The sequence below is a fragment of the Litoribrevibacter albus genome (assembly GCF_030159995.1).
In the GTDB taxonomy this organism is placed as follows: Bacteria; Pseudomonadota; Gammaproteobacteria; order Pseudomonadales; family Litoribrevibacteraceae; genus Litoribrevibacter; species Litoribrevibacter albus.
In genome coordinates this window covers 13,605-35,958 of sequence record NZ_BSNM01000008.1, presented here as the reverse complement: position 1 = coordinate 35,958, position 22,354 = coordinate 13,605, and the positions used below count along the sequence as shown (strand labels likewise).

General features: G+C 44.8%; 18 protein-coding genes. 10 read left to right on the top strand and 8 right to left on the bottom strand.

The window, feature by feature from the left end:
- Positions 1-184 precede the first annotated feature (184 nt).
- Genes fabV through fabA form a run of 3 tightly spaced genes read right to left on the bottom strand, consistent with a single transcriptional unit; the run spans position 185 to position 3,265 of the window.
- A complete protein-coding gene (gene fabV / locus QQL66_RS05970; protein ID WP_284379925.1) occupies positions 185-1,393 on the bottom strand; it encodes an enoyl-ACP reductase FabV in 1,209 nt (402 codons plus the stop codon).
- Entirely contained in the window at positions 1,390-2,679 is a 1,290-nt protein-coding gene (locus QQL66_RS05965; protein WP_284379920.1) for a beta-ketoacyl synthase N-terminal-like domain-containing protein, read from the bottom strand. The genes fabV and QQL66_RS05965 overlap by 4 nt, the downstream gene beginning before the upstream one ends.
- Positions 2,680-2,716: 37 nt before the next feature.
- Positions 2,717-3,265: a bifunctional 3-hydroxydecanoyl-ACP dehydratase/trans-2-decenoyl-ACP isomerase gene (fabA, locus tag QQL66_RS05960; protein WP_284379918.1), complete on the bottom strand. Its 549-nt coding sequence runs from the start codon at positions 3,263-3,265 to the stop codon at positions 2,717-2,719.
- A 206-nt stretch (positions 3,266-3,471) separates the two neighbouring features.
- On the opposite strand from fabA, the gene QQL66_RS05955 reads away from it, so the two are divergent.
- Positions 3,472-4,542, top strand: coding sequence for a lysophospholipid acyltransferase family protein (locus QQL66_RS05955; RefSeq protein WP_284379916.1), 1,071 nt, complete (start codon positions 3,472-3,474; stop codon positions 4,540-4,542).
- 156 nt (positions 4,543-4,698) lie between these two features.
- On the opposite strand, the gene QQL66_RS05950 is transcribed toward QQL66_RS05955, so the two are convergent.
- Positions 4,699-5,301 carry a peroxiredoxin gene (locus QQL66_RS05950; RefSeq protein WP_284379914.1) on the bottom strand — a complete coding sequence of 201 codons (603 nt, stop codon included), beginning with the start codon at positions 5,299-5,301 and terminating at the stop codon, positions 4,699-4,701.
- 283 nt (positions 5,302-5,584) lie between these two features.
- On the opposite strand from QQL66_RS05950, the gene QQL66_RS05945 reads away from it, so the two are divergent.
- A complete protein-coding gene (locus QQL66_RS05945) occupies positions 5,585-6,478 on the top strand; it encodes a TonB family protein (protein ID WP_284379913.1) in 894 nt (297 codons plus the stop codon).
- A 72-nt stretch (positions 6,479-6,550) separates the two neighbouring features.
- Here QQL66_RS05945 and QQL66_RS05940 read toward each other — a convergent pair whose 3' ends face one another.
- Both QQL66_RS05940 and QQL66_RS05935 read right to left on the bottom strand, forming a co-directional pair.
- Positions 6,551-6,886: a Grx4 family monothiol glutaredoxin gene (locus tag QQL66_RS05940; RefSeq protein WP_284379912.1), complete on the bottom strand. Its 336-nt coding sequence runs from the start codon at positions 6,884-6,886 to the stop codon at positions 6,551-6,553.
- A gap of 136 nt (positions 6,887-7,022) precedes the next feature.
- Complete coding sequence (locus tag QQL66_RS05935) at positions 7,023-8,573, bottom strand: hydantoinase B/oxoprolinase family protein (protein WP_284379910.1); 1,551 nt, start codon at positions 8,571-8,573, stop codon at positions 7,023-7,025.
- Between the two features lie 353 nt (positions 8,574-8,926).
- Here QQL66_RS05935 and QQL66_RS05930 point away from each other — a divergent pair, with 353 nt between their 5' ends.
- Positions 8,927-10,039, top strand: coding sequence for an ABC transporter ATP-binding protein (locus QQL66_RS05930; protein WP_284379908.1), 1,113 nt, complete (start codon positions 8,927-8,929; stop codon positions 10,037-10,039).
- Positions 10,040-10,165: 126 nt separating this feature from the next.
- On the opposite strand, the gene QQL66_RS05925 is transcribed toward QQL66_RS05930, so the two are convergent.
- Positions 10,166-10,984: a substrate-binding periplasmic protein gene (locus QQL66_RS05925; RefSeq protein WP_284379906.1), complete on the bottom strand. Its 819-nt coding sequence runs from the start codon at positions 10,982-10,984 to the stop codon at positions 10,166-10,168.
- 198 nt (positions 10,985-11,182) lie between these two features.
- Here QQL66_RS05925 and QQL66_RS05920 point away from each other — a divergent pair, with 198 nt between their 5' ends.
- The 5 genes from QQL66_RS05920 to yfaE all read left to right on the top strand — a co-directional run bounded on the left by QQL66_RS05920 (position 11,183) and on the right by yfaE (position 18,108).
- Positions 11,183-11,911 carry a response regulator gene (locus QQL66_RS05920; RefSeq protein WP_284379903.1) on the top strand — a complete coding sequence of 243 codons (729 nt, stop codon included), beginning with the start codon at positions 11,183-11,185 and terminating at the stop codon, positions 11,909-11,911.
- A gap of 105 nt (positions 11,912-12,016) precedes the next feature.
- A complete protein-coding gene (locus QQL66_RS05915; protein WP_284379902.1) occupies positions 12,017-13,594 on the top strand; it encodes an ATP-binding protein in 1,578 nt (525 codons plus the stop codon).
- 715 nt (positions 13,595-14,309) lie between these two features.
- Positions 14,310-16,574, top strand: a complete 2,265-nt coding sequence (gene nrdA, locus QQL66_RS05910; protein WP_284379901.1) for a class 1a ribonucleoside-diphosphate reductase subunit alpha — start codon at positions 14,310-14,312, stop codon at positions 16,572-16,574.
- 96 nt (positions 16,575-16,670) lie between these two features.
- On the top strand, positions 16,671-17,801 hold the full coding sequence (gene nrdB, locus QQL66_RS05905; protein ID WP_284379898.1) for a class Ia ribonucleoside-diphosphate reductase subunit beta: 1,131 nt from the start codon (positions 16,671-16,673) through the stop codon (positions 17,799-17,801).
- Positions 17,802-17,844: 43 nt separating this feature from the next.
- Complete coding sequence (gene yfaE, locus QQL66_RS05900) at positions 17,845-18,108, top strand: class I ribonucleotide reductase maintenance protein YfaE (protein WP_284379897.1); 264 nt, start codon at positions 17,845-17,847, stop codon at positions 18,106-18,108.
- 4 nt (positions 18,109-18,112) lie between these two features.
- On the opposite strand, the gene QQL66_RS05895 is transcribed toward yfaE, so the two are convergent.
- On the bottom strand, positions 18,113-18,379 hold the full coding sequence (locus tag QQL66_RS05895; RefSeq protein ID WP_284379896.1) for a late competence development ComFB family protein: 267 nt from the start codon (positions 18,377-18,379) through the stop codon (positions 18,113-18,115).
- 206 nt (positions 18,380-18,585) lie between these two features.
- Here QQL66_RS05895 and QQL66_RS05890 point away from each other — a divergent pair, with 206 nt between their 5' ends.
- Entirely contained in the window at positions 18,586-20,391 is a 1,806-nt protein-coding gene (locus tag QQL66_RS05890) for a M61 family metallopeptidase (RefSeq protein WP_284379894.1), read from the top strand.
- A 79-nt stretch (positions 20,392-20,470) separates the two neighbouring features.
- The gene (locus tag QQL66_RS05885; RefSeq protein WP_284379891.1) at positions 20,471-22,354 is read left to right on the top strand and encodes a sensor histidine kinase; all 1,884 of its coding nucleotides are present in this window, start codon (positions 20,471-20,473) and stop codon (positions 22,352-22,354) included.

Sequence of the window (22,354 nt, the reverse complement as noted above, 5' to 3'; positions counted from 1 at the left end):
CCCGTGCATAGCGGCCGGCCATACACATGCGAGCTTAGGAAGAGGCACTTTGAGGTTTCATCAAAACGCTGAATTTTGATGCATTACCTCATAACTGCGGCGAATTTAATGTTTGAATTCATACCCCCTGATACAGGTATCAGGGCGGTTTATATGATTGTTGATAATCGCTATACGTCAGTGCCTAAGACGGCACTGTTGATACATCCTGCTGATAATCAACTTCCGGCCAATCAAAGCCGAATAATTTCAGGAAGTCCGACCGATAGCCTTCAAAGTCGGTCACCGATCCAAGATTCGACTCAGATACCGATTGCCAAAGCTTGGTGACTTCCGTCTGTACCTCAGGCAACAGCTCTTTGTCGTCTAATCGATATCGATACGGCTTATCCTGAGCACAGGTTTTACCCGAACCAGGGTAAAGCCCGGTTTCAAAGAGACGTAGAATTTGATCCAGACATCCTTCATGATTTCCCTGCGCTTTCATCACCCGGTATAAGACCGAAATGTACAAAGGCAACGATGGAATAGCGGCACTGGATTGTGTCACGATGGCTTTCAACACCGCCACTTTCGCCATCGGAGATTTTACATCCGCATTCAACAGATGATTGATTCTCAGGCAGTAGCGTTCCACATCCTCTTTTGCTGCACCCAAGGTCGCTGCGCCATAAATGGCTTTGGTCAACTCACCACCCAGGTAACTAAAGGCCACCGTTTGAATTTGATCACTGAGCAGACCTTCTGCATTTAACAACGACATCCAGTCAAACCAGTCTTCGCCTCCCATTACTGCGACCGTATTTTGAATCTCTTGTTCCGTTGCCGATTCAAGTTCGAAGGTCTTCATCTGGCCAGACGCCGTGTCGACGGTTCGAACATCAATGGTTTGACCGATGGGTTTGATCACCGATTGGTAGGTCACCGGCTCGCCTTTTTCCTGCTTGATACGTCTCGGCGCAGCAAGACTGTAAACCACCAAATCAACCTGACCCACGGTGTCACGGATTTTGTCGACTACCTGTTGCTTTACTTCACCAGAAAAGGCATCCCCAAAGAGTGAATACGAATCCATACCCTGATCACGAATCCACTCCTCAAGGAAATGATTGTTGTACCAGCCTGCGGTACCGGTTTTATTGGCTTTTGGCGCTTTTTCCATCGAAACAGACAGTGTCGTTGCACCATAACCTGCAGCACATAAGATGCGGCTTGATAAACCGTAACCGGCTGAGCCACCAATGATCAGCACGCGTTTCGGCTTATTGGAAAGGTCTTGTTTCTCTGCCCAAGCTCGCACCTGATTAATCTGGGACTCAATATTGGTTTTACAGCCTTGGGGATGAGCCGTTGTACACATAAAGCCCCGGATTTTGGGTTCGACTACCATCATGCTACGGCCCTCTCGGACTGGGCATTGATCGAACTGTTAGGATCAAAACGCTCAAACACCAGACTCGCATTCGTTCCACCAAAACCAAAGCTGTTAGACATCACTCGATTCAACTGAGCGTCTTGAGTGGCTCGGCAGATTGGGTACGTTGCAATGTTCTCATCCAGAGTATCCAGGTTATGACTACCGACGATAAAACCATCGCGCATCATCAACAGACAATGAATGGCTTCATGCACACCTGCGGCACCAATCGCATGGCCACCGAGTGCTTTGGTAGAAGACACAGGTGGAGCCTGTACTGCACTCTCTAGCCGACCTTCTTGACTACCCTCTTGACTAGCAAACACTTGTTGAATGGCGTTCAGTTCTTTAACGTCGCCAATGCGTGTTGAGGTTCCGTGGGCATTGATGTAATCCATGTCCATACGACCCGCCATTGCTTGTTTCATGCAACGGATAGCCCCTTCACCCGATGGCTGAACCATGTCATCACCATCACTGGTTGCACCAAAACCGGTAATTTCTGCAAGAATGTTGGCTCCACGCGCTAATGCGTGATTCAAATCCTCTAACACCAACACCCCGGCACCACCGGAAATCACAAACCCGTCACGAGTCGCATCATAGGGACGAGAGGCGTGCTCAGGTTGATCATTATATGCGGTCGACAGTGCGCCCATTGCATCGAACTGAAGTGCCATGGTCCAATGAATGTCGTCACTGCCACCAGCAAACATCACATCCTGTTTACCCAATAAAATTTGTTCATACGCCGAACCAATAGCATGAGCACTGGTCGCGCAGGCGGAAGTCACCGCGTAACTTACACCCCGAATTTCAAACGCCGTAGCCAAACAAGCAACGGTAGAGCTGTGCATACCTCGGGTCACGCGATACGGGCCAACTTTACGAATCCCTTTTGCTCGCATCACTTCCACTGAGTCCAGAATTTCATCCGTTGCCCCACCGCCAGAACCAATGATCAAACCAACACGTTCATTGGAAATCTCTTCTCGGGTCAAGCCACTGCTTTCAATGGCTTGTTCCATCGCGTGATAACCATAAGCACCGCCACGCCCCATGAATCGGGCCACACGCTTAGGTACTAAGGCAGCGGTATCGAAGTCAATTGATCCACTGATATGAGAGCGCATACCCACTTCTTTAAAGCTCTCATTCGTTGCAATCCCGCTCCGGCCTTCTTTTAAGGAGCGACCTACTTCATCCAACGAATTACCCAGACTGGACACAATACCTGCGCCCGTAATTACTACTCGTCTCATTACTTATTCACCTTCATCCACAAGGAATTCGTAGACATTAAATTAATGCGGCTTTGAGGTTTTTCGCGCTGTAGATTTCCTGCCCATCGGCCAATACAACACCATCACCAATCGCCAACGTCATACCTCGTTGTATGATGCGTTTAACATGCACATGGAACTGGACCACTTTGGTGTCCGGTAGAATTTCACCACCAAACTTCACATCGCTTACACCCAAAGCACGACACTTTCCTGAATGTCCCTGCCACGCAAGGTAAACACCCAAGGTTTGCCATAAAGCATCAATCCCCAGACAACCCGGCATAATTGGGTCACCAGGGAAGTGACACTTGAAGAACCAGAGATCCGGATGGATATCAAATTCCGCAATCACTTCACCACGACCATAGTTACCACCGTCTTTACTTAGGTGAACAACACGGTCGAGAAGTTGCATTTCGCCTTGCGGCAACATCATTTTGATGTCACCCAAAGCATCCGATGTTTGTGTAAGAATGGAAGCACTGAGGTCTTCCTTGGTTAAACTGTCTTTTGAAATCACTTCCTTGTTGAAACGCTCTTGGGGAATTACTGCCTGTAGCATGTCGGCCTCCTTTCACTAAAGCCTGAATCATTTGATGGTGGCTACTTTAAGCCACTCATGCACCTCCTTGCTTGACCCACGGACTCAACCATTTGACATCTCGAATCAACCTCACTTTCAGCTATGGGATTCATCCATGACACCTTTTACTATTGCTTCATCGTTATTTTTCACATGTTTTATCAATCAGTTATCGGTACGTATCTATGGAAGCATCCGTTTTATACAAAGAACACACACCCAAGGAGTTGGTGTCTCAAACATCCATCAAGACCAACTCGTTTCAAATACAAGAGCTGCTTCAACACCTTCAAATCCAGTTCCAAAACAGCAACGCCACAGCGACTAATAAAACGGAAGACTGCCCTTCTGATGTCACCGCTTTTATGGTGTTTTTCAGTCACTGGGTAAAACATCGATTTGATAACATTACCGTGCGAGGGGCCGAGAACATTAACCCTAACCGCAACCATATTTTTATCAGTAACCACAGAGACATTCTGTTAGACCCAGTGCTCGTTAACCACGCACTGATTAGCCAGAATCACTCGGCAGCACGATGCATTATTGGCAGTAACCTAACCGAAGACCCGTCCATGGCGGCGCTGATGAAACTGGCAGGATGTCTGGAAGTACCGAGAGGCAATCTGCCGCTGAAACAGAAATTTGTGACGCTAAAACGACTAAGTCAGCACATTCAGCACTCACTACCTCATCACAATGTATGGATTGCCCAACGAGAAGGACGTGCAAAAGAAGGATTCGATCAGACCAATCCGGCCGTACTTAAAATGCTGACAATGGCTAAAGAAAAAGGCCAATCGCAAACCGAGTTCTTAACCCAACAATCGATAATTCCTGTGGCGATCAGTTACCAATGGGACCCATCGGACACACACAAGGCGTTAGAAACCTATTTGAAAGGACTCTCAGGCAGCGAATATTCCACCGCTACCCGAACCGATACGATGGAGCACTTAATTGACAGCCTGGACCGATGCCAGGGCGAGGTAGAGATTCGATTCGGAACGCCTCTCGTGGCGTCCGACAATATTGATGATGTGGCCCAACACATAGATGATCATGTTCACAACCATTACAAACTGTTTGATTCTCATCACGCAGCGCATCACATCATCAACAAAACAGTGATACCTGAACATCTAACAGCAGCGGCAAAACAGCTAAAAGCACGTGCCTCTCAACTACCCGCAGCCGCACAACGCAAACTCATCCAAAGCTACGCCAACAGCTATCAGCAAGTTCATGTCCGATAAGTCCACGTCCGATAAGTCCACGTCCGATAACTCCAAGCCTATAAATTACAGGCAAAAAAAAGAGTCTCCGTAGAGACTCTTTTTAATCCGAAATCAAATAATGATCTCGGATTTCTGAAGCGCAACAGCTATTCGCTAAAGCGCAACAGCTTCAAATTAAAGCTTGTCAGCTTCTTCAGATAGGTACTTAGCAACACCTTCTGGAGATGCGTCCATACCTTTGTCACCTTTGTTCCAACCAGCTGGGCAAACTTCACCGTGCTCTTCGTGGAACTGAAGTGCTTCAACCAAACGAACTAGCTCGTCCATGTTACGACCTAGTGGAAGATCGTTAACGATTTGAGAACGAACAGTACCTTCTTTGTCGATTAGGAACGCACCACGGAAAGCAACACCACCTTCAGACTCAACGTCGTATGCTTTACAGATAGAGTGAGTCATATCTGCTGCCAGGGTGTACTTAACAGGACCGATACCACCTTCATTTACAGGAGTGTTTCTCCAAGCGTTGTGAGAGAAGTGAGAATCGATAGAAACACCGATTACTTCTACACCTAGCTCTTTGAATTTGTCCATACGGTGATCAAGAGCCAAAAGCTCAGAAGGACATACGAAAGTGAAGTCCAAAGGATAGAAGAATACTAGACCGTATTTGCCTTTGATTGCTTCTGAAAGAGTGAAAGAATCTACGATTTCACCAGAACCAAGAACGGCTGGAACTGTAAAGTCAGGGGCTTTCTTGCCTACTAGTACGCTCATTGCGTTGCTCCTTAAAATTGAATGTAATGCGATAAGAATGCGGTGCTAAGCCTAGACCGGATCAGCCACCTATATCGAAAGTGAATCAATCATACACTCGCGATATTTAGAATCCTACCCAACAGATTAGTTAATTTTTCCTATCGCACCGATAAATTAAAACTATCAACTATAAAACTACATTAACTTTGACTATTTAATAGACAAATCAACGCATTAGCTGTTTTCATGTGGTTTGAAACTGGTACACTCAAAACTACTGTTCACGAATCGACTATCCGGGATGCGTAAGAGCCACCTTCGACTCACTCTCACGTTGCTACTTGCCTTAATCGGGCATGTCGTCTTCCTATATCCAACGCCTGAGCTTATTCCTATTCCACTAAAAGAACCGACCTATTCTGTTGAAGTTCAACTTACATCAGAAAAGGCAAGTTCAAACTCTCGGGAAGAATCAGAAGACGACAATAAAGATCAAATTGAAACCACGGCAAGTGAAGAATCCAAAAAAGAAAATGATCATCTGGAAGAACAGTCGGTAGCTGAACATCAGGAGCAAGCTGGTTCCGAAAACGCCGAGCTTAAAGAAGAATCCAGTCAGGCAGAAGTAAAAGTTGTAGCGCCAAAACCTGCCGAGACAAAAGCAGATTCAAAAACAACACATCATTTAAATACCCCAACAAAACAACTCAACGAATCTCCCCCTAAAAGAGTTGAAGGCGTTCAAACCAGTGACGTTGAAAAATCGCCAAAACCAACAAAGACTAATAAAGAAGTAACAGTCTCAGATATCGCTTCATCCAAAGAAAAAGAAGCCAGCGAAGCTAATAAAGCCAGCAATCAGAAGTCAGTTAAATCCGAGGAAGCGATTCAGCAACCAGAGCTTACAGCAACAGAACAATATGAAACGCAAATCTATGCATGGATATTGAATGGCCCAAGTGCATCAATTTATGCACCTACCGAAGGAATTAGGAATCCACCCACGATCGAATTTACCTGGTGGCGTAACGGAACCATTATTCTTGCAAAGGTTAAGAAAAGCAGCGGTGACCCCGCAACAGATTTAGCTGCTAAACGTTCCGTTTTGTCAGCCAGTCCGTTGCCTAAAATTCCGGATCACATAACAGGTAAGGAATACACTTTAGAAATAACATTTGCTCAATCGGAAAAATAAAGCACATAAAAAAGGCGATGCCATTTCTGACATCGCCTTTTTAACTAACTAATCAAACGTAAAAACGCTCGATTAAGAATCTTGCGCTGCTGCTTTCGCCGCTTCTTCGATCAAAGGCTTCAATTCACCTTTCTGGTACATCTCAACGATGATGTCACATCCACCGATCAACTCACCGTTAATCCAAAGCTGTGGAAAGGTCGGCCAGTTCGCGTATTTTGGAAGCTCTGCACGAATGTCAGGGTTTTGAAGAATATCAACAAACGCAAAACGCTCACCACAAGCCATTACCGCTTGAGACGCTTGAGAAGAGAAACCACATTGAGGAAGTTTTGGGCTGCCTTTCATGTATAGAAGAATTGGGTTTTCAGAGATTTGTTGCTTAATGCGCTCAATAGTATCAGACATCACTACCTCACCAGTTATTTCATAGATCTGGCTTTGCTCCGGCACAGAAGCAAAGCTTATGTTATTTAGATAGCCGACATTTTAACGACTATTGCATTCAATTCCTACTAAATCACTCAGATAAAGTGTAATAAGCTTATTCTGCTTTACCATAGCCACCGCCACCAGCGGTTAACACGGTTAAACGATCACCCGGTTTTACCGTAAGTGAGCATTTGCCTGGCAAAGGTTCATCATTAAGAAGATTTCTTCCTTGTCCTGCAGGCTCACCACCCTCAAGACCATAAGGTGAACGCTCTCTTCGCTCCGTTAATAAGGTCACCTGGGCCGATTCTTTAAACTGATAGCTTCGCTCAATGCCCTCACCGCCCGTGAAATGACCTTTGCCGGCACTGTCTTCGCGAATGGCGTACTTTAAAACCCGAATCGGGTAATGCAACTCCAAGCTTTCCACCGGTGTGTTCGACGTGTTGGTCATATGCGCCTGCACCGCTGACAAGCCATTAGACGACGCACTCGCGCCAAGACCTCCACCAATGGTTTCGTAATAATCCCATTGCCCGACCATCTCTGAATTCCGTGAGCCCATCGCCACATTATTCATAGATCCATGACTCGCGGCACACATTCGTTCAGGTAACGCAGTTGATAACGCCTTGATCACCACATCCACCACCCGCATGGACGTTTCCACATTGCCAGCCGCTACTGCCGAAGGATAGATTGCATTCAACAGGGAACCTACCGGAGCCTTTATCTCAAAGGTACGAAACACGCCATCACAACTCGGGGCCTGATCCGGCATCAAACAACGCAGAACATAAAACACCGATGCAGCAGCCACAGATAACGGACAATTAACATTGCCTCCAACCTGAGGATCTGTCCCCTCAAAATCAAAGACTAACCGACCGCTATCCACCTTGATCGTTAAGTTAATTTTAATAGGCTTGTCATGAGAGCCATCTTGGTGAATGCCATCACCGTCCATGAAATCGGAGGCCTGATATTCACCATCCGGGATCGCCTGAAACGCAGCTAATGCCAGTTTCTCACCATAAGTATTCAATGAAGTCACTGCCGACGTAAATTCGGTTGCATTCATTTTTTCAACAAGTTGATTGAAACGATCCAGTCCGGCTCTGACCGAACCAAGCTGAGCTAAGAAATCACCCCGTGATAGCGCGTTATTTGAACTGATCCTGGACAAAAGAGCATCATCCATTTCCCCTTCAGAGACGAGCTTTACAGGGTCAATCAGAATGCCTTCTTGATCAATGTGCGTTGACAAGGGCATGGAGCCAGGTGCGTCAGCACCGATATTGGCGTGGTGTGCACGGTTTGCGATAAAGGCTTTCACCTCTCCATCATGAAAGAATGGCGCAACCATAGTCACATCCGGTAAGTGGGTCCCCCCCATGAATGGATTATTCAGAACCAATACATCACCAGGCAGCCATTCAATCTTGCTTACTATGTCTTTCATCGCGTAAGCCATGCTGCCCAAGTGCACGGGAATGTGAGCCGCTTGCGCCAATAAACCACCATTGCCATCAAACAAGGCGCAGGAGAAATCCATGCGGTCTTTGATATTTGGAGAAAAAGAGGATTGTTGCAAAATCGCGCCCATTTCCTCACAAATGGATTCAAACCTACTGACTAATATTCCCAGTTCAATCGGGTCCACGATTTCACCTCATCAACATTTCAAATATGGATATCCATTCAAATGCGGAGACCCATTACACAAAGATATAGGAGCTTACAGGGTGGGAATACTATGCTGGCTAATGAAGAATATCCAATGAATATTCATAGACAGTATCTATAGATAAGGGTGTTGAGCGAACAGAAACAGGATGCTGATCTAGGGCAAATCATCAAAAGAAAAATAAACGATAATGTTTACTATTACCAAAAGCATTATAAAATGCCTATATTCTTATTTAGTAGCTTTCAAAAAAGCAGCTTTTGAAACGCCGTCATTTCGAAATTTCGTCGTTTTCTCTTCTGATCATAGTCTATTTGGGTCAATACCTTATGCATGCGTCCAAGTCACCGGTACAACGAACTCTCGCCGTTGAAGAACACTTAAACAGTAGCTTTTCAACCACAGATGTTTTGTCAGTCACCGACTTGCACTGCAAGTATGAAAAAACGCCAGTGGTTAAATCCACCAGTTTTGCACTTCATCCCGGAGAAATTGGCTGTTTGCTTGGCCCTTCAGGTTGCGGTAAGACAACGATTCTCAGAGCAATTGCGGGCTTCCAACCCATTGATCAAGGTGAGATCAAGGTCGACGGCAATCTCATTGCCAGTCAAACACATGCTCAACCACCCGAAAAACGAAGTGTGGGCATGGTATTCCAGGATTACGCGCTATTCCCGCATCTTTCAGTGCTTGAAAATGTGATGTTTGGTTTAAATCGGAAGGATAAAAACTCTCAAGAAACAGCATTCAACATGCTTGAGATAGTTCAACTAAAACACCTTTCTGAACGATACCCACATGAGCTCTCTGGTGGACAGCAACAACGAATTGCACTTGCACGCGCTTTAGCTCCCAGCCCTAAGTTGATCCTATTGGACGAGCCTTTTTCCAACCTGGATACGGAATTACGACGTTCCCTAAGCCTTGAAGTCCGGGAAATACTAAAAGCCCAGAACACCAGCGCCATTCTTGTCACACACGATCAGGAAGAAGCATTCACTGTGGCTGACAAGATTGGCATCATGATGGATGGCAAGATCCAACAGTGGGGATCACCGTACGATCTTTACCATGAACCAGCCAACCGACAAATTGCGAGTTTCATCGGGAAAGGCAGTCTACTGCCTGCCCGCATTGAAACCTCTCACACGGTATCCTCTGAACTGGGCATGGCCAGCTCAGCCCATCCGCTTATGCATCAAACGGGCGAAGAAGTTGACTTACTGGTTCGTCCTGAAGATATCGTCGCGTCTCCTGACAGCCCATTAATGGCCCAAATCACCAAAAAGCATTTTCTTGGAGCTTCCTGCTTTTATGAATTGAAACTCCCATCCGGCCAACAAATTTCAACCGTGTTATCGAGCCATCTGAACTTTGAACTGGGCGATCAAATTGGCATCCGCTTCGCGGCAGACCATATTGTGACATTCAATAAAGCCTAAATGGCCAAAGCTTAAAGAATACCAAAGCTTAAAGAATACCAAAGCTTAAAGAATACCTGAGCTCAAAAACTGCCAAAGCACAGAAATAACCAAAACATAGAACCCCATTTTGTCAGCGAGACGACGCTAGTTTGCATACTTGGAAAAGCGACGAGTGTGTGCAGCATCCTCTCGGATTTGCGCGACAGTTCGCCAAATTTTATCCGAGAGTTCAGGATGCCTGGTGACAAACTGATGAGACAACATCAGGAAGTAATCCTTGGACGTCAGCGGTACAGGCAACATAACCACATTGTTGAGTTGATCAGGATGATCTGACAACTGTGCTTGCCCCGAAGGTGTTAAAAGCGCCACCGCATCGACCCGTTTTTGTGCCACCATAACCAATTGAGACAAGACCTGCGAAGACTCGTTAACGATCAGTCCCTTTTTTTTCAGATCATCGACAATTGAGAACCCGAGAGGCGCAAACACTCGAAAGTCGACCCGATTAAATGTTTTTCCATCCCAGTTAATATCATTGTCTTTATGCACGAATAAAGAATAACTGTTGGAATAACTCCGCAGTTCAGAATTAACCTGATCGCCTTGAAAGGGGTAACGTCCATACTCTCTACGCTCAGGCTTGTAACTTGCGTTAAACAAGCCTTCAATTTCGCCCTCTTTGAGCATTTGCAATCCACGTTTCCAGGGAACACGAACAAGCTCAAGTTGTAATTCAAGACGTTGCGCCATGTCTTGCATCTGCTCTACCGCAACACCGGGTAAAGGGCTTTGAACCTTAGTGCCGTCCCCGACCTGATAGGGATAATTATCGACATTTTGAAACGCAAAGATCAGACGGATTCCGTTAGATTCATCTGTCTCATTAGCAGAGGTAGAAAAGGCACTAAATCCTGCTAATAAAGCCCCCAACAAACACCCAAACTTTATAATTTGCTTCATCTTTGTCTCAACAACTTTCATTTACATTTATTTAAAAATAGAAGCTAAACATTGAATTTGGAGACAAAATCTATGAACTTTCAGTGTTTTTTTAAAATATCAAACTAATAACTTGAAATAATTACATAAAAAGACTTGAATTAGACACTGTGAGAACAATAACGAAAACCATTTAAGCGTTTGGTAACAATGAGCAATATGGATACCCATACTCCAAATATTTTGATCGTCGAGGATGATGAGCGCCTTGCCAGCCTGACAAAAGATTATCTTGAAAACAACGGCTTGCAAGTAAGCATCGAAGGTGATGGCGCCAAGGCTATTGATCGTATCATCAATGAACAGCCTGATCTTGTCGTTCTTGATCTTATGCTTCCCGGAGAAGATGGCATTGCGGTGTGTCGACTTGTTCGACCTAAGTACAAAGGCCCTATCCTGATGTTAACTGCTCGTACTGATGATTTGGACCAAGTTCTAGGATTAGAGATGGGGGCTGACGATTACGTTGCCAAACCTGTTCGTCCACGAGTGTTATTAGCCCGCATCCAGGCATTATTAAGAAGAACCCACCAGCCTTCCACAGAAAGTGCACCAGAAACCAGCGGTGAACAGCAAACTCGTCTTGAGTTCGGTGAACTGGTTATCGATAGCGCGATGCGAGAAGCTTGGCTGGCTGAAACCAGCATTGATCTGACCAGTGCCGAATTTGATTTGCTATGGCTACTTGCCAGCAACGCAGGCACAGTATTAAGCCGGGAAGAAATCTTTACTGCACTTCGAGGCATTGAATACGACGGCCAAGACCGTTCGATTGATGTTCGCGTTTCCCGAATTCGTCCAAAAGTTGGCGACGACCCTATGCATCCGAGACGTATCAAAACGGTTCGAAGTAAAGGGTATCTTTTTGTGAAAGATATTGAAGGGTAGGATTTCCTACCCTTTTTCATTTCTGACAGCACACTATACTTTTCAGCCTAACTAAAATAAGAACATTCTGACTCTACGTCTCAGTCTACTATTTAGGTATATCTCGTGTTCAAAAGTCTATTCTTCAAACTTTACGTGACCCTGATCGTCACCTCGATTGCCCTGTTTGGCTTATCTTTTGTATCAATTTACGCAATCAACTTCGTAAATCAGATACGACATATTGAAACAGTCTCTGCGACACCATTGAAAATTGTGAAGTCCACCTTTCAACATGCCCCTCAGCAATTGGTTCATCCATCGCAGACTGAGTTTCCAGGCGCCACGTTCAGCACCATTCTGTATGAAGACACTGGATTCAGCACTCGCATTAAAGAACGTTTAAAGCGAGGCTTCACCTACTACGAATTTACAGAAACAGGTCACCTGAAAGCGTACATCACACTCGACACCCTAGAGGATGAACTCCTAGAGGTTACGCTAAAAAATCCGTCTCACACATTTACTCATGCACTTCCAAAACTCTTTGAAAGCCTGATAAATAACGCCCCTAACTTTGATACGGCTATTGCTCAATTACAGGAGATGTCTGCCTTTCCGGTCGAAGTGTCTGATCTCACAACGAGCACTCATCAAACCGATCAGGCTGGCAATTCAATTGCTCATTACCAAATCTGTTCCCGAGACTATTGTGATAAAAATTCCATCTTCATAAACATTCCTTATGAGCAAAAGAACATCCGGGTTGGCCCTATTCCTCTGGAAGCCAACTTCCCTCTGCTTCCTGCGATCATCGTAATACTTGTTGCTTTCAGCACTCTGGGTCTGGTTCTCTTTTTCCAGGTGAAAAAGCTGAACAGCAAGTATCGCAAAATTGAGCATGCGGCCTATAAGATTTCGAGAGGCGATTTAAACACGCGCATTGATCAAAACGATCAAGGTGCATTAGGTCGAATGGCCGATGCGTTTAATACGATGGCAGAGCATATTGAGAGACTAATCAGCATCCAGCGGGAAATGATTCGTGCGGTTTCCCATGAACTAAGAACACCCGTCGCCAGAATTCGTTTCGGCGTACAAATGATTGAAGATTTCGCCGATGATCCTGCAATGAGCAATCAAATGCAGGCCATCGATAATGACATTCAGGAACTGGATGATCTGATCGATGAAATTCTTACCTATGCAAGACTGGAAGAAGGTGGCCCGATCATCGAATTTCAGCGTCTGGAGCTCAGAGACATCGTTGAACAAGTTTGTACTGAACAACAAGCATTAGCCGACGAACACCTATCTATCCGATACGAATTCACCAGCGACACACAAAATACCAGCTCCGAATTTGAAGAACGATACATTCACCGAGCCATTCAGAACTTGGTTGGTAATGCTCGACGATATGCAAAATCCCAAGTTCTTATCAACTGCCATCTTACAAAAGATACGTGTCGTGTGGATGTTGAGGACGATGGCCCTGGCATTCCAGAAAAAGAGTGGGATCGGGTCTTTACTCCGTTTGCTCGATTGGATGACAGTCGAACACGAGCATCAGGCGGTTATGGTTTAGGTCTGTCCATCGTTCGTAGAATCACTTATTGGCATGGCGGCAAGGCCATGATCGGTCGCAGTAAAACACTGAACGGAGCAAAATTCAGTTTAGTCTGGCCGAGAGAGCAACCTTAAGCGCTGCTCAATGTGACTGACAAGAATCATTGAAATCACAAAAAACGAGACCTCAGAGAGCCCTGATTGCAAAAATCTGAAATGACATAAGGTAGATCGGCAGAAAAGTGAGAAGCAGTTCTCACATGCTTACAGTCAGTTACTGAGCGCTCACAAAGCAACAACAGACGCAATGGCTTTTTTCCTACAAAATAGATCCTGTATTCGGTGAACAGATGTTCTTTAAGTAGATTGATTCACGAATGCAGAGAGGTTGTAGTTAGAACTTTTAGTTCTACCCTTTTCGTATTTATCTCTGAATTTAAGGAACTCTTTTGAGTTCCTTTTTTTTGCCTATTTTTTAACCCATTTATTACACTCGTCCAACAGCGCCAATACCATAGAAAAATTCAATCAAAATCTTTATTCCCAGAACTTTTGAAGGGGTTTTAAGAGCCATCCCGCATCAGCTCTGGCGTACGTCAAAATACACCTCATTTTTTTGTTAAAAAGGCACATTTCCAAGCTGAATGTCAATCCTTGAAATTCCCCTTTTAACGCTCTATCTTGTGTCTTCTAAAATCATTCAACCCTATATCTTGTGCACCAGAAAAGGACCCAACACCATAAATGGTGCATACGATAGATATGGATAATAAATTGGTTTTCTCCGTATCACTGGGCGAGTAGTACTTCCAAAAGGCCATATAAAAAGGAAGCAGGCAGGTCACCCTTCATGAAGAATAATATTTCGGTTACTAAGCGAGATGGACGCACAGAGTCAATTGACTTGGACAAAATCCACAAGGTTATTGAGTGGGCAGCTAAAGGATTAGATAACGTTTCAGTCTCAGAGGTAGAACTGAAATCTCATATTCAATTCTTCGAGGGTATAAAAACCGAAGATATTCATGAAACCCTGATCAAGTCAGCCGCTGATCTTATTTCTCAGGATACGCCGGATTATCAATATCTGGCAGCGCGTCTGAATATTTTCCACCTTCGTAAAAAGGCCTTTGGTAAATTTGAACCACCTCGCCTTTTCGACCACGTTGTGAAAATGGTCGATGCTGGCCGTTATGACAAACATCTTCTGGAAGATTACACCGAAGAAGAGTTTGATCAGATGAACAGCTATCTGGCTCATGAACGTGATATGGACTTCAGCTACGCAGCAGTGAAACAGCTGGAAGGTAAGTATCTGGTTCAGAACCGCGTAACGGGTGAAATCTATGAAAGCCCTCAGATTCTTTATATTCTGATCGGTGCCTGCTTGTTTGCCAGCTACGACAAAGAACGTCGTCTGGATTTCATTAAGCGTTTCTACGATGCTGTATCTAAATTCAAGCTTTCATTGCCTACGCCAATCATGGCCGGTGTACGTACGCCAACACGTCAATTCAGCTCGTGCGTATTAATCGAAACCGGAGACTCTCTGGACTCCATCAACGCAACAGCGTCTTCGATTGTTAAATACGTTAGCCAACGCGCCGGTATCGGCATTAACGCAGGTCGTATCCGTGCATTAGGTAGCCCGATTCGTGGTGGTGAAGCATTCCATACAGGATGTATTCCTTTCTACAAGCACTTCCAGACGGCAGTTAAAAGCTGTTCTCAGGGCGGTGTTCGTGGTGGTGCTGCGACTCTGTTCTACCCGCTTTGGCATTTGGAAGTTGAATCACTGCTGGTTTTGAAAAATAACCGTGGTGTTGAAGAGAACCGTGTTCGCCATATGGATTACGGTGTTCAGTTTAACCGTTTGATGTATCAACGTCTGATCAAGGGTGGCAACATTACGCTGTTCAGCCCGTCTGACGTTCCTGGCTTATACGATGCATTCTTTGAAGATCAGGAAAAATTCGAAGAGTTGTACGTAAAATACGAAGCAGACGACTCCATTCGCAAGAAAACAGTCCCTGCCATTGAGTTGTTCTCACTGTTTGCTCAAGAACGTGCAAGTACTGGTCGTATTTATCTACAAAACGTTGATCACTGTAATACACACAGCCCGTTCAACCCGGAACATGCGCCAATCCGTCAAAGTAACTTATGTTTAGAGATTGCGCTTCCAACAAAACCTCTGAACTCGGTAGACGATGAAGACGGTGAAATTGCATTGTGTACTCTGGCTGCCTTTAACCTTGGTACGCTGGAAAATCTTGATGAGTTGGAAGAGCTTTCAGATCTGATCGTTCGCGCCCTGGACAGCCTATTAAGCTATCAGGACTATCCGATCAAGGCAGCCGAAATTGCCAGCTTGAGCCGACGTACACTGGGTGTGGGGGTCATTAACTACGCCTATTATCTTGCGAAGAATTACAAGCGCTACTCCGACGGTTCAGCAAATCGTTTAACGCACAAAACCTTTGAAGCCATTCAGTATTACCTATTGAAAGCATCAAATAACCTGGCGAAAGAACAAGGTGCATGTGAGAAGTTCAACGAAACAACCTACTCTCAAGGCATCCTACCAATCGATACCTATCGCAAAGAGCTTGATGACATTTGTGATGAGCCATTGCATTTGAACTGGGAAGCCCTCAGAGAAGAGATCAAGACTCATGGTCTAAGAAACAGTACGTTAACGGCACTAATGCCATCTGAAACTTCCTCTCAGATCAGTAATGCCACCAACGGTATTGAACCGCCACGCGGCTTGATCAGCATTAAAGCAAGTAAAGACGGTATTCTGAAACAAGTAGTTCCGGACATCGACAATCACCGTCATGAATACGAGCTTCTTTGGGATATCCCAAGCAACGATGGTTATCTGCAAGCAGTTGGTATTATGCAGAAGTTTGTTGACCAAGCGATCTCTGCCAACACGAACTATGATCCATCAAAATTTACCGATGGAAAAGTACCAGTAAAAACCATTCTAAAAGACATTTTGAATGCGTATAAACTGGGGGTTAAAACGCTTTACTACCATAACACTCGCGATGGCGCGGGCGACGGTAGCAACGATGAGGGTTGTGAAGGCGGCGCATGTAAGATTTAATCTTACAGCTTTAACCGACCAGCACACAAAAAGGACTGTTCATACAGTCCTTTTTTGAGAATAACGCAATTATCCTGCAAATCCGGATGACAACAGATGCTGTACACTACTTTTAACAGAAAAAACTACGACCCTCTAAAAGAGCCAATGTTCTTTGGAGAAACTGTCAACGTTGCTCGTTACGACCAACAGAAATACCCGATCTTTGAACAACTGATTGAGAAACAATTGTCGTTCTTCTGGCGCCCGGAAGAGGTTGACCTTTCGAAAGATCGTAAAGACTTCCAAGATCTTGCAGCGCATGAGCAACACATTTTCTTAAGTAACCTTAAATACCAAACCTTATTGGACAGTATCCAAGGTCGTTCACCCAACGTTGCTCTGTTGCCTGTTTGCTCACTTCCTGAATTAGAAACCTGGATCGAAACCTGGGCATTCAGCGAAACTATCCACAGCCGCAGCTACACGCACATCATCCGAAACATTAAGGCAGATCCGTCTGAAGTGTTTGATGACATCGTTAAAAACGAAGAAATTCAAAAACGCGCAGACAGTGTCAGTAAGTATTACGACAACTTCATCGAGTACATGAACCACTACATCATGCATGGTGTTGGCACTCATGAACTCAACGGTCAAAGCATCAACATCAACACTTTTGAGTTGAAAAAGCGTTTGTACTTGTGCCTTGTCTCCATCAACGTATTGGAAGCCATTCGTTTCTACGTGAGCTTCGCGTGTAGCTTTGCTTTTGCCGAACGCGCCTTGATGGAAGGTAACGCAAAAGTCATTAAATTGATTGCCCGTGACGAAGCTCTTCACCTGACCGGCACCCAGCACATGCTGAACATCATGGCCAGTGGTCAGGACGATCAGGAAATGGCTAAGGTCGCAGAAGAGTGTAAACAAGAAGCCACCAAAATCTTCGTCGAAGCAGCAGAACAAGAAAAGCAATGGGCTGAATACTTGTTCAAAGATGGCTCAATGATTGGTCTGAACAAAGACATTTTGTGTCAGTATGTGGAATATATTACCTCTATCCGCATGCAAGCCATTGGTCTTTCGTCACCGTTTGAAGTGAAATCTAACCCACTTCCTTGGATGAATGCCTGGTTAGTTAGCGACAACGTTCAGGTTGCACCTCAAGAGTCAGAAATCAGTTCTTACCTTGTTGGTCAGGTTGACAGTGAAATCTCGGCTGATGATTTTGATGACTTTGATCTTTAAGCAACACCCCCATGAAACTCACATTCCTTTGAGAGTGAATTAGGTGTCTGACGAGATAAAAGTACAGGTGGATGATTTAATGGCCGTTTACGTGCCTAAATCAGAACCCATCCTTGATAGTTTGGAACAGCATGATATTCGCATCGAATATCAATGCCGTTCCGGCTATTGTGGTGCCTGTAGGGTGAAGCTACTGGAAGGGCGTGTTGAATACCAAGAACCCCCTCTGGCCTTTCTCAAGGAAAATGAGATCGTCACCTGTTGTTCTCGGGCCATCACCGATATCAAGATTGAACGCCCTCTCTAACGGACTATGAAGAGCGCTTGTGCTTCTCTACATACGCAATGGCTTCTGTAACGCTCTTTTCCACATCATCAAACAGCTTCTTACGCTCTTCAGGCTGCATATAAAAAACCAAATCTACTGCATACCGAATATAGCGAGCAGGCAACTGGTTCAGCGCCACACAGGCAATATCAATCATCGTATCTTCATCCGCATTGGCCCCCAGTTTTTCAAATATTTTCTCTTCAACCAAGGTCTCTACGTAGTTTTGAATCTGATCAGTTAGGCTCATAACATTCCATTCCCAGTATCATTGAAGCTTTAATCCAATGAAAGTTACTGTTAATTTCCAGCAAATCAGTTCACTTTTCATTCAGATTAAAGAAACTCTGTCTAAAGTTTATAGAATCAAGTTTAGCAAATGGCTTGAAAAAGCGACCTAGAACTTATAAAACGTCTATAACTCTTTGAATATTCATAATTTACGGTGTCGTTACCATGTCCCTATCTGTTCAATCTCCTTATTCAATTCGTTACACCGTAGAACTTTCTGAACCCTATGCTCACCGTTTTCTGGTACATCTGGATATTGAACAGCCAGCCGAACAGCAAACTCTCCGCCTACCTGCATGGATTCCTGGTAGCTACATGATTCGAGACTTTGCAAAGAATGTTGTGGAACTTCAGGCCATTGATGTAGCGACCGAACAAAGATTGACCGTAGAGAAACAAGATAAATCCACATGGTTGATTCAAACCAATCAGAAAGCGATCCGCGTTAGTTATATTGTGTACGCTTGGGACTTATCCGTTCGCAGTGCACACTTTGATCAAACACACGCTTACTTCAATGGCACAAGTTTGTTTTTAGAAGTCATTGGACAAGAAGACCAGCCATGTCTTCTCGACATTCCTACTCCAAGTTATGCCTATTGTTCCGACTGGAAAGTGGCAACCTCTTTAAAACCAGTGGACCACGATCGGTATCAGTTCGGTTTATACCATGCCGATAATTACGATGACCTGATTGACCACCCGGTAGAAATTTCTGATTTCACCTTAGCCAGCTTTGAGGCTTGCGGTGTACAACACGATGTTGTTCTTGTGGGTAAACACTATGCGGACATGGAACGACTCTGTCAGGATTTAAAAGTCATCTGCGAATATCAGATTAATTTCTTTGGCACTCCCGCACCGATGGATTACTACCTGTTCATGACGTTGGTGGTGGATCAAGGCTATGGCGGCTTGGAACACAGAGCATCAACCAGTTTGATTGCTAACCGTTCTGATTTACCACACAAGCAGGATACCAAGATCACTGACGGTTATCGTACCTATCTTGGTTTGTGCAGCCACGAATACTTCCATACCTGGAATGTGAAACGTATTAAGCCGCAAAACTTCCTGCCATACGATCTGTCGCAGGAAGTTCATACCAGCCTCATGTGGTGGTTTGAGGGGGTTACCTCCTACTACGACAACCTGTTCCTTGCTCGTAGCGGCATAATCCCTGAGGACAGCTACCTTGAATGCCTGGCTCAGGACATCACTCGTGTGATTCGACAAAACGGACGCTTCCGCCAAACCGTAGCAGACTCCAGCTTTGATACCTGGACCAGATTCTACAAACAAGACGAAGGCGCTCCGAATCACATTGTTAGCTACTACACCAAAGGCTCGCTCATTGCCTTAGGTCTGGACTTACTGATTCAGCAACAGAGTAATCACCAATGTTCTCTGGACGATGTAGTAAAACATCTATGGCAGCGTTACTTATCCACAGGTCAAGGCGTCGATGAGAATGAAATGCCAGATCTCATTCAACAAATTACGTCCGTTGATGTATCAGACTACCTGACACAGGCCTTAGACACGACGGAAGACCTTCCTCTGGAACGCTTGTTGTCCAACGCAGGGATTGAATATCAAGAATACCAAAGCAGTAGCCTTACAGACTTAGGCGGGAAGAAACCAACGGATGATGCCTCATTCAGCTCAGGTCTCAGAACCAAACCACACGCGATGGGTCTGGAATTGGTTCAGGTGCTGGATAATATGCCAGGACAGGCAGCCGGTCTTTCTGCGGGCGACATCATTATTGCGATTGATCAATTAATGGTCGGAAAACAAGACATTGATAAGCTACTCTCCCGGTTTGATGAAGGCAGTGAAGTAAATTGTCACTTCTTCCGACAAGATCAGCTAATGAGATGCACGGTAAAACTCACAAAAATCACTTTACCTTCCATCTATTTATCGATAATAAATGAGTCTGAGTCTAAGAAGTGGATTAAACAGTGATCTCAGCTAGACTGTGAAAGAAAACCGACATTATCTAACTGAACATCAACAAACTGATCTTTAAAGGAATATTAGATTTATGCAGCATTGGTTTAGCAAACGGTCGTTGCGGGGAAAATTCCTGCTGATTACGATACCTCCGATGCTACTGATTACCAGTCTGTTCGTGTTGGTGTTTGCGTTAACGACGGTTTCAGAGTCCAAACGAATTCTCAAAAGTGAAGCCGATCGCTTCATTACCCGCTCAACACAATTACTGGAACGCCCACTGTGGTATTTGGAATCCAGCAGTGTAAAAGCCATTCTTGAAACCATCAGTCGTGAAGAGCGCGTTGTTTGTATTCGATTGGAGTCCGTTCTCGGGCCCAATGAATTTGATTTCAACAAAGAATGCCCACCCAGTTCTGAAAACGTCTATGTCAGCAAACGCTCGATTGTTCACGAAGCGGATTTAGAAACAGATACGCTAGGAAAACTTGAAATTCATTTCGACCTATCCCCGGATCAACAAGATCTGAGAGAAAATATTCTTACTCAGCTTCTGCTGCTGTGTCTGTTATCTGGTACGCTCACAGTAATGATCTTTTTTGGCTTCGGCATAACCATTATTAAACCGATCCGTAAAGTAATGGACTCAATCGAAGTCTTCGAACGAACAGGTCAACGGGAATATTTTGACTGGCAAACTGAGGATGAGCTAGGTCATTTCATCCAGGCGTATAACTCCATACAACGCCTACAGGAAAAGTTCGAAAAGAACTTACAGGATCAGCTCAGTTTTCAACGAACCTTACTTAACGGTATTCCTAGCCCGATCGTTTATTTAAACAAAGCACGAGATATCGTGGATTGTAATCCTTCGTTTAATGAGCTGGTTCATATCGAAAAATTACAGGTCATCAATCAACCGCTGACCGGCATCATCAAAGACCTGCCTTTGGATGAAACGTTAAAAGACACCCAAATCAAAGGGGAATTAACGGTCGCCTCACATTTAGGCCAAAACACCGGCACTATCGGCATGACACTAATGTATTCAGCCGCGCCTTTGTTTGACTCTCAAGGTAATGCACAAGGGCACGTTATCGTTCTTCAGGACATCAGTGAGCGTAAACGCAGTGAAGCCAAAATTCAGGAAGCCAGAGAACGCGCCGAAAAAGCGCTTTCAGATCTCGAACTTGCTCAGGATACCCTGGTTCAAACGGAAAAACTGGCATCACTAGGACGTTTGGTTGCAGGCGTTGCCCATGAAATTAATACTCCAATTGGTAGCAGTGTCACGGTGTCGAGTGCACTACTTGATAGATCCAAACACTTCCGGGAAGAGTTTGAAAGCGGCCAACTTAAGAAGTCCTCTCTGGTTACCTTTATAGATGGCGTGGAAGAAGCCTCCTCCCTTCTGAATTCAAGCTTAACCAGCGCCGTTCACCTGGTTCAAAACTTCAAACAAGTGGCCGCCGACCAAACCAGCTCACAACGACGAACCTTTGATTTGAAAACGGTTCTCGAAGAAGTGATCTCAACCTTGGTACCAAGACTTAAACACACTCGTCATTCCATTAGCATCGATATTGCGTCCGGTATTTCTTTGGACAGCTTCCCTGGTCCATTAGGGCAAGTCGTAACGAACTTTTTCACAAACTCGGTTAATCATGCCTTTACCGATGATCAAGCGGGAACTATGCTAATTAATGCAAAACAGCTACCTGATGATAAGATACAAATTATTTTTGAAGACAACGGGAAAGGCATCCCGACAGAGCTTCAGAAAAAAGTATTCGACCCGTTTTTTACAACTAAGATGGGCGAAGGTGGTACAGGACTAGGTTTGAATCTGGTTCACAATATAACCGTGAAGATACTTGGCGGTTCTCTATCACTTGAAAGTGATGAAGGTAAAGGTACAAAATTTATCGTGACGATTCCAAAAGTTGCACCAATATCGGATGAGGCTCAAGGATAA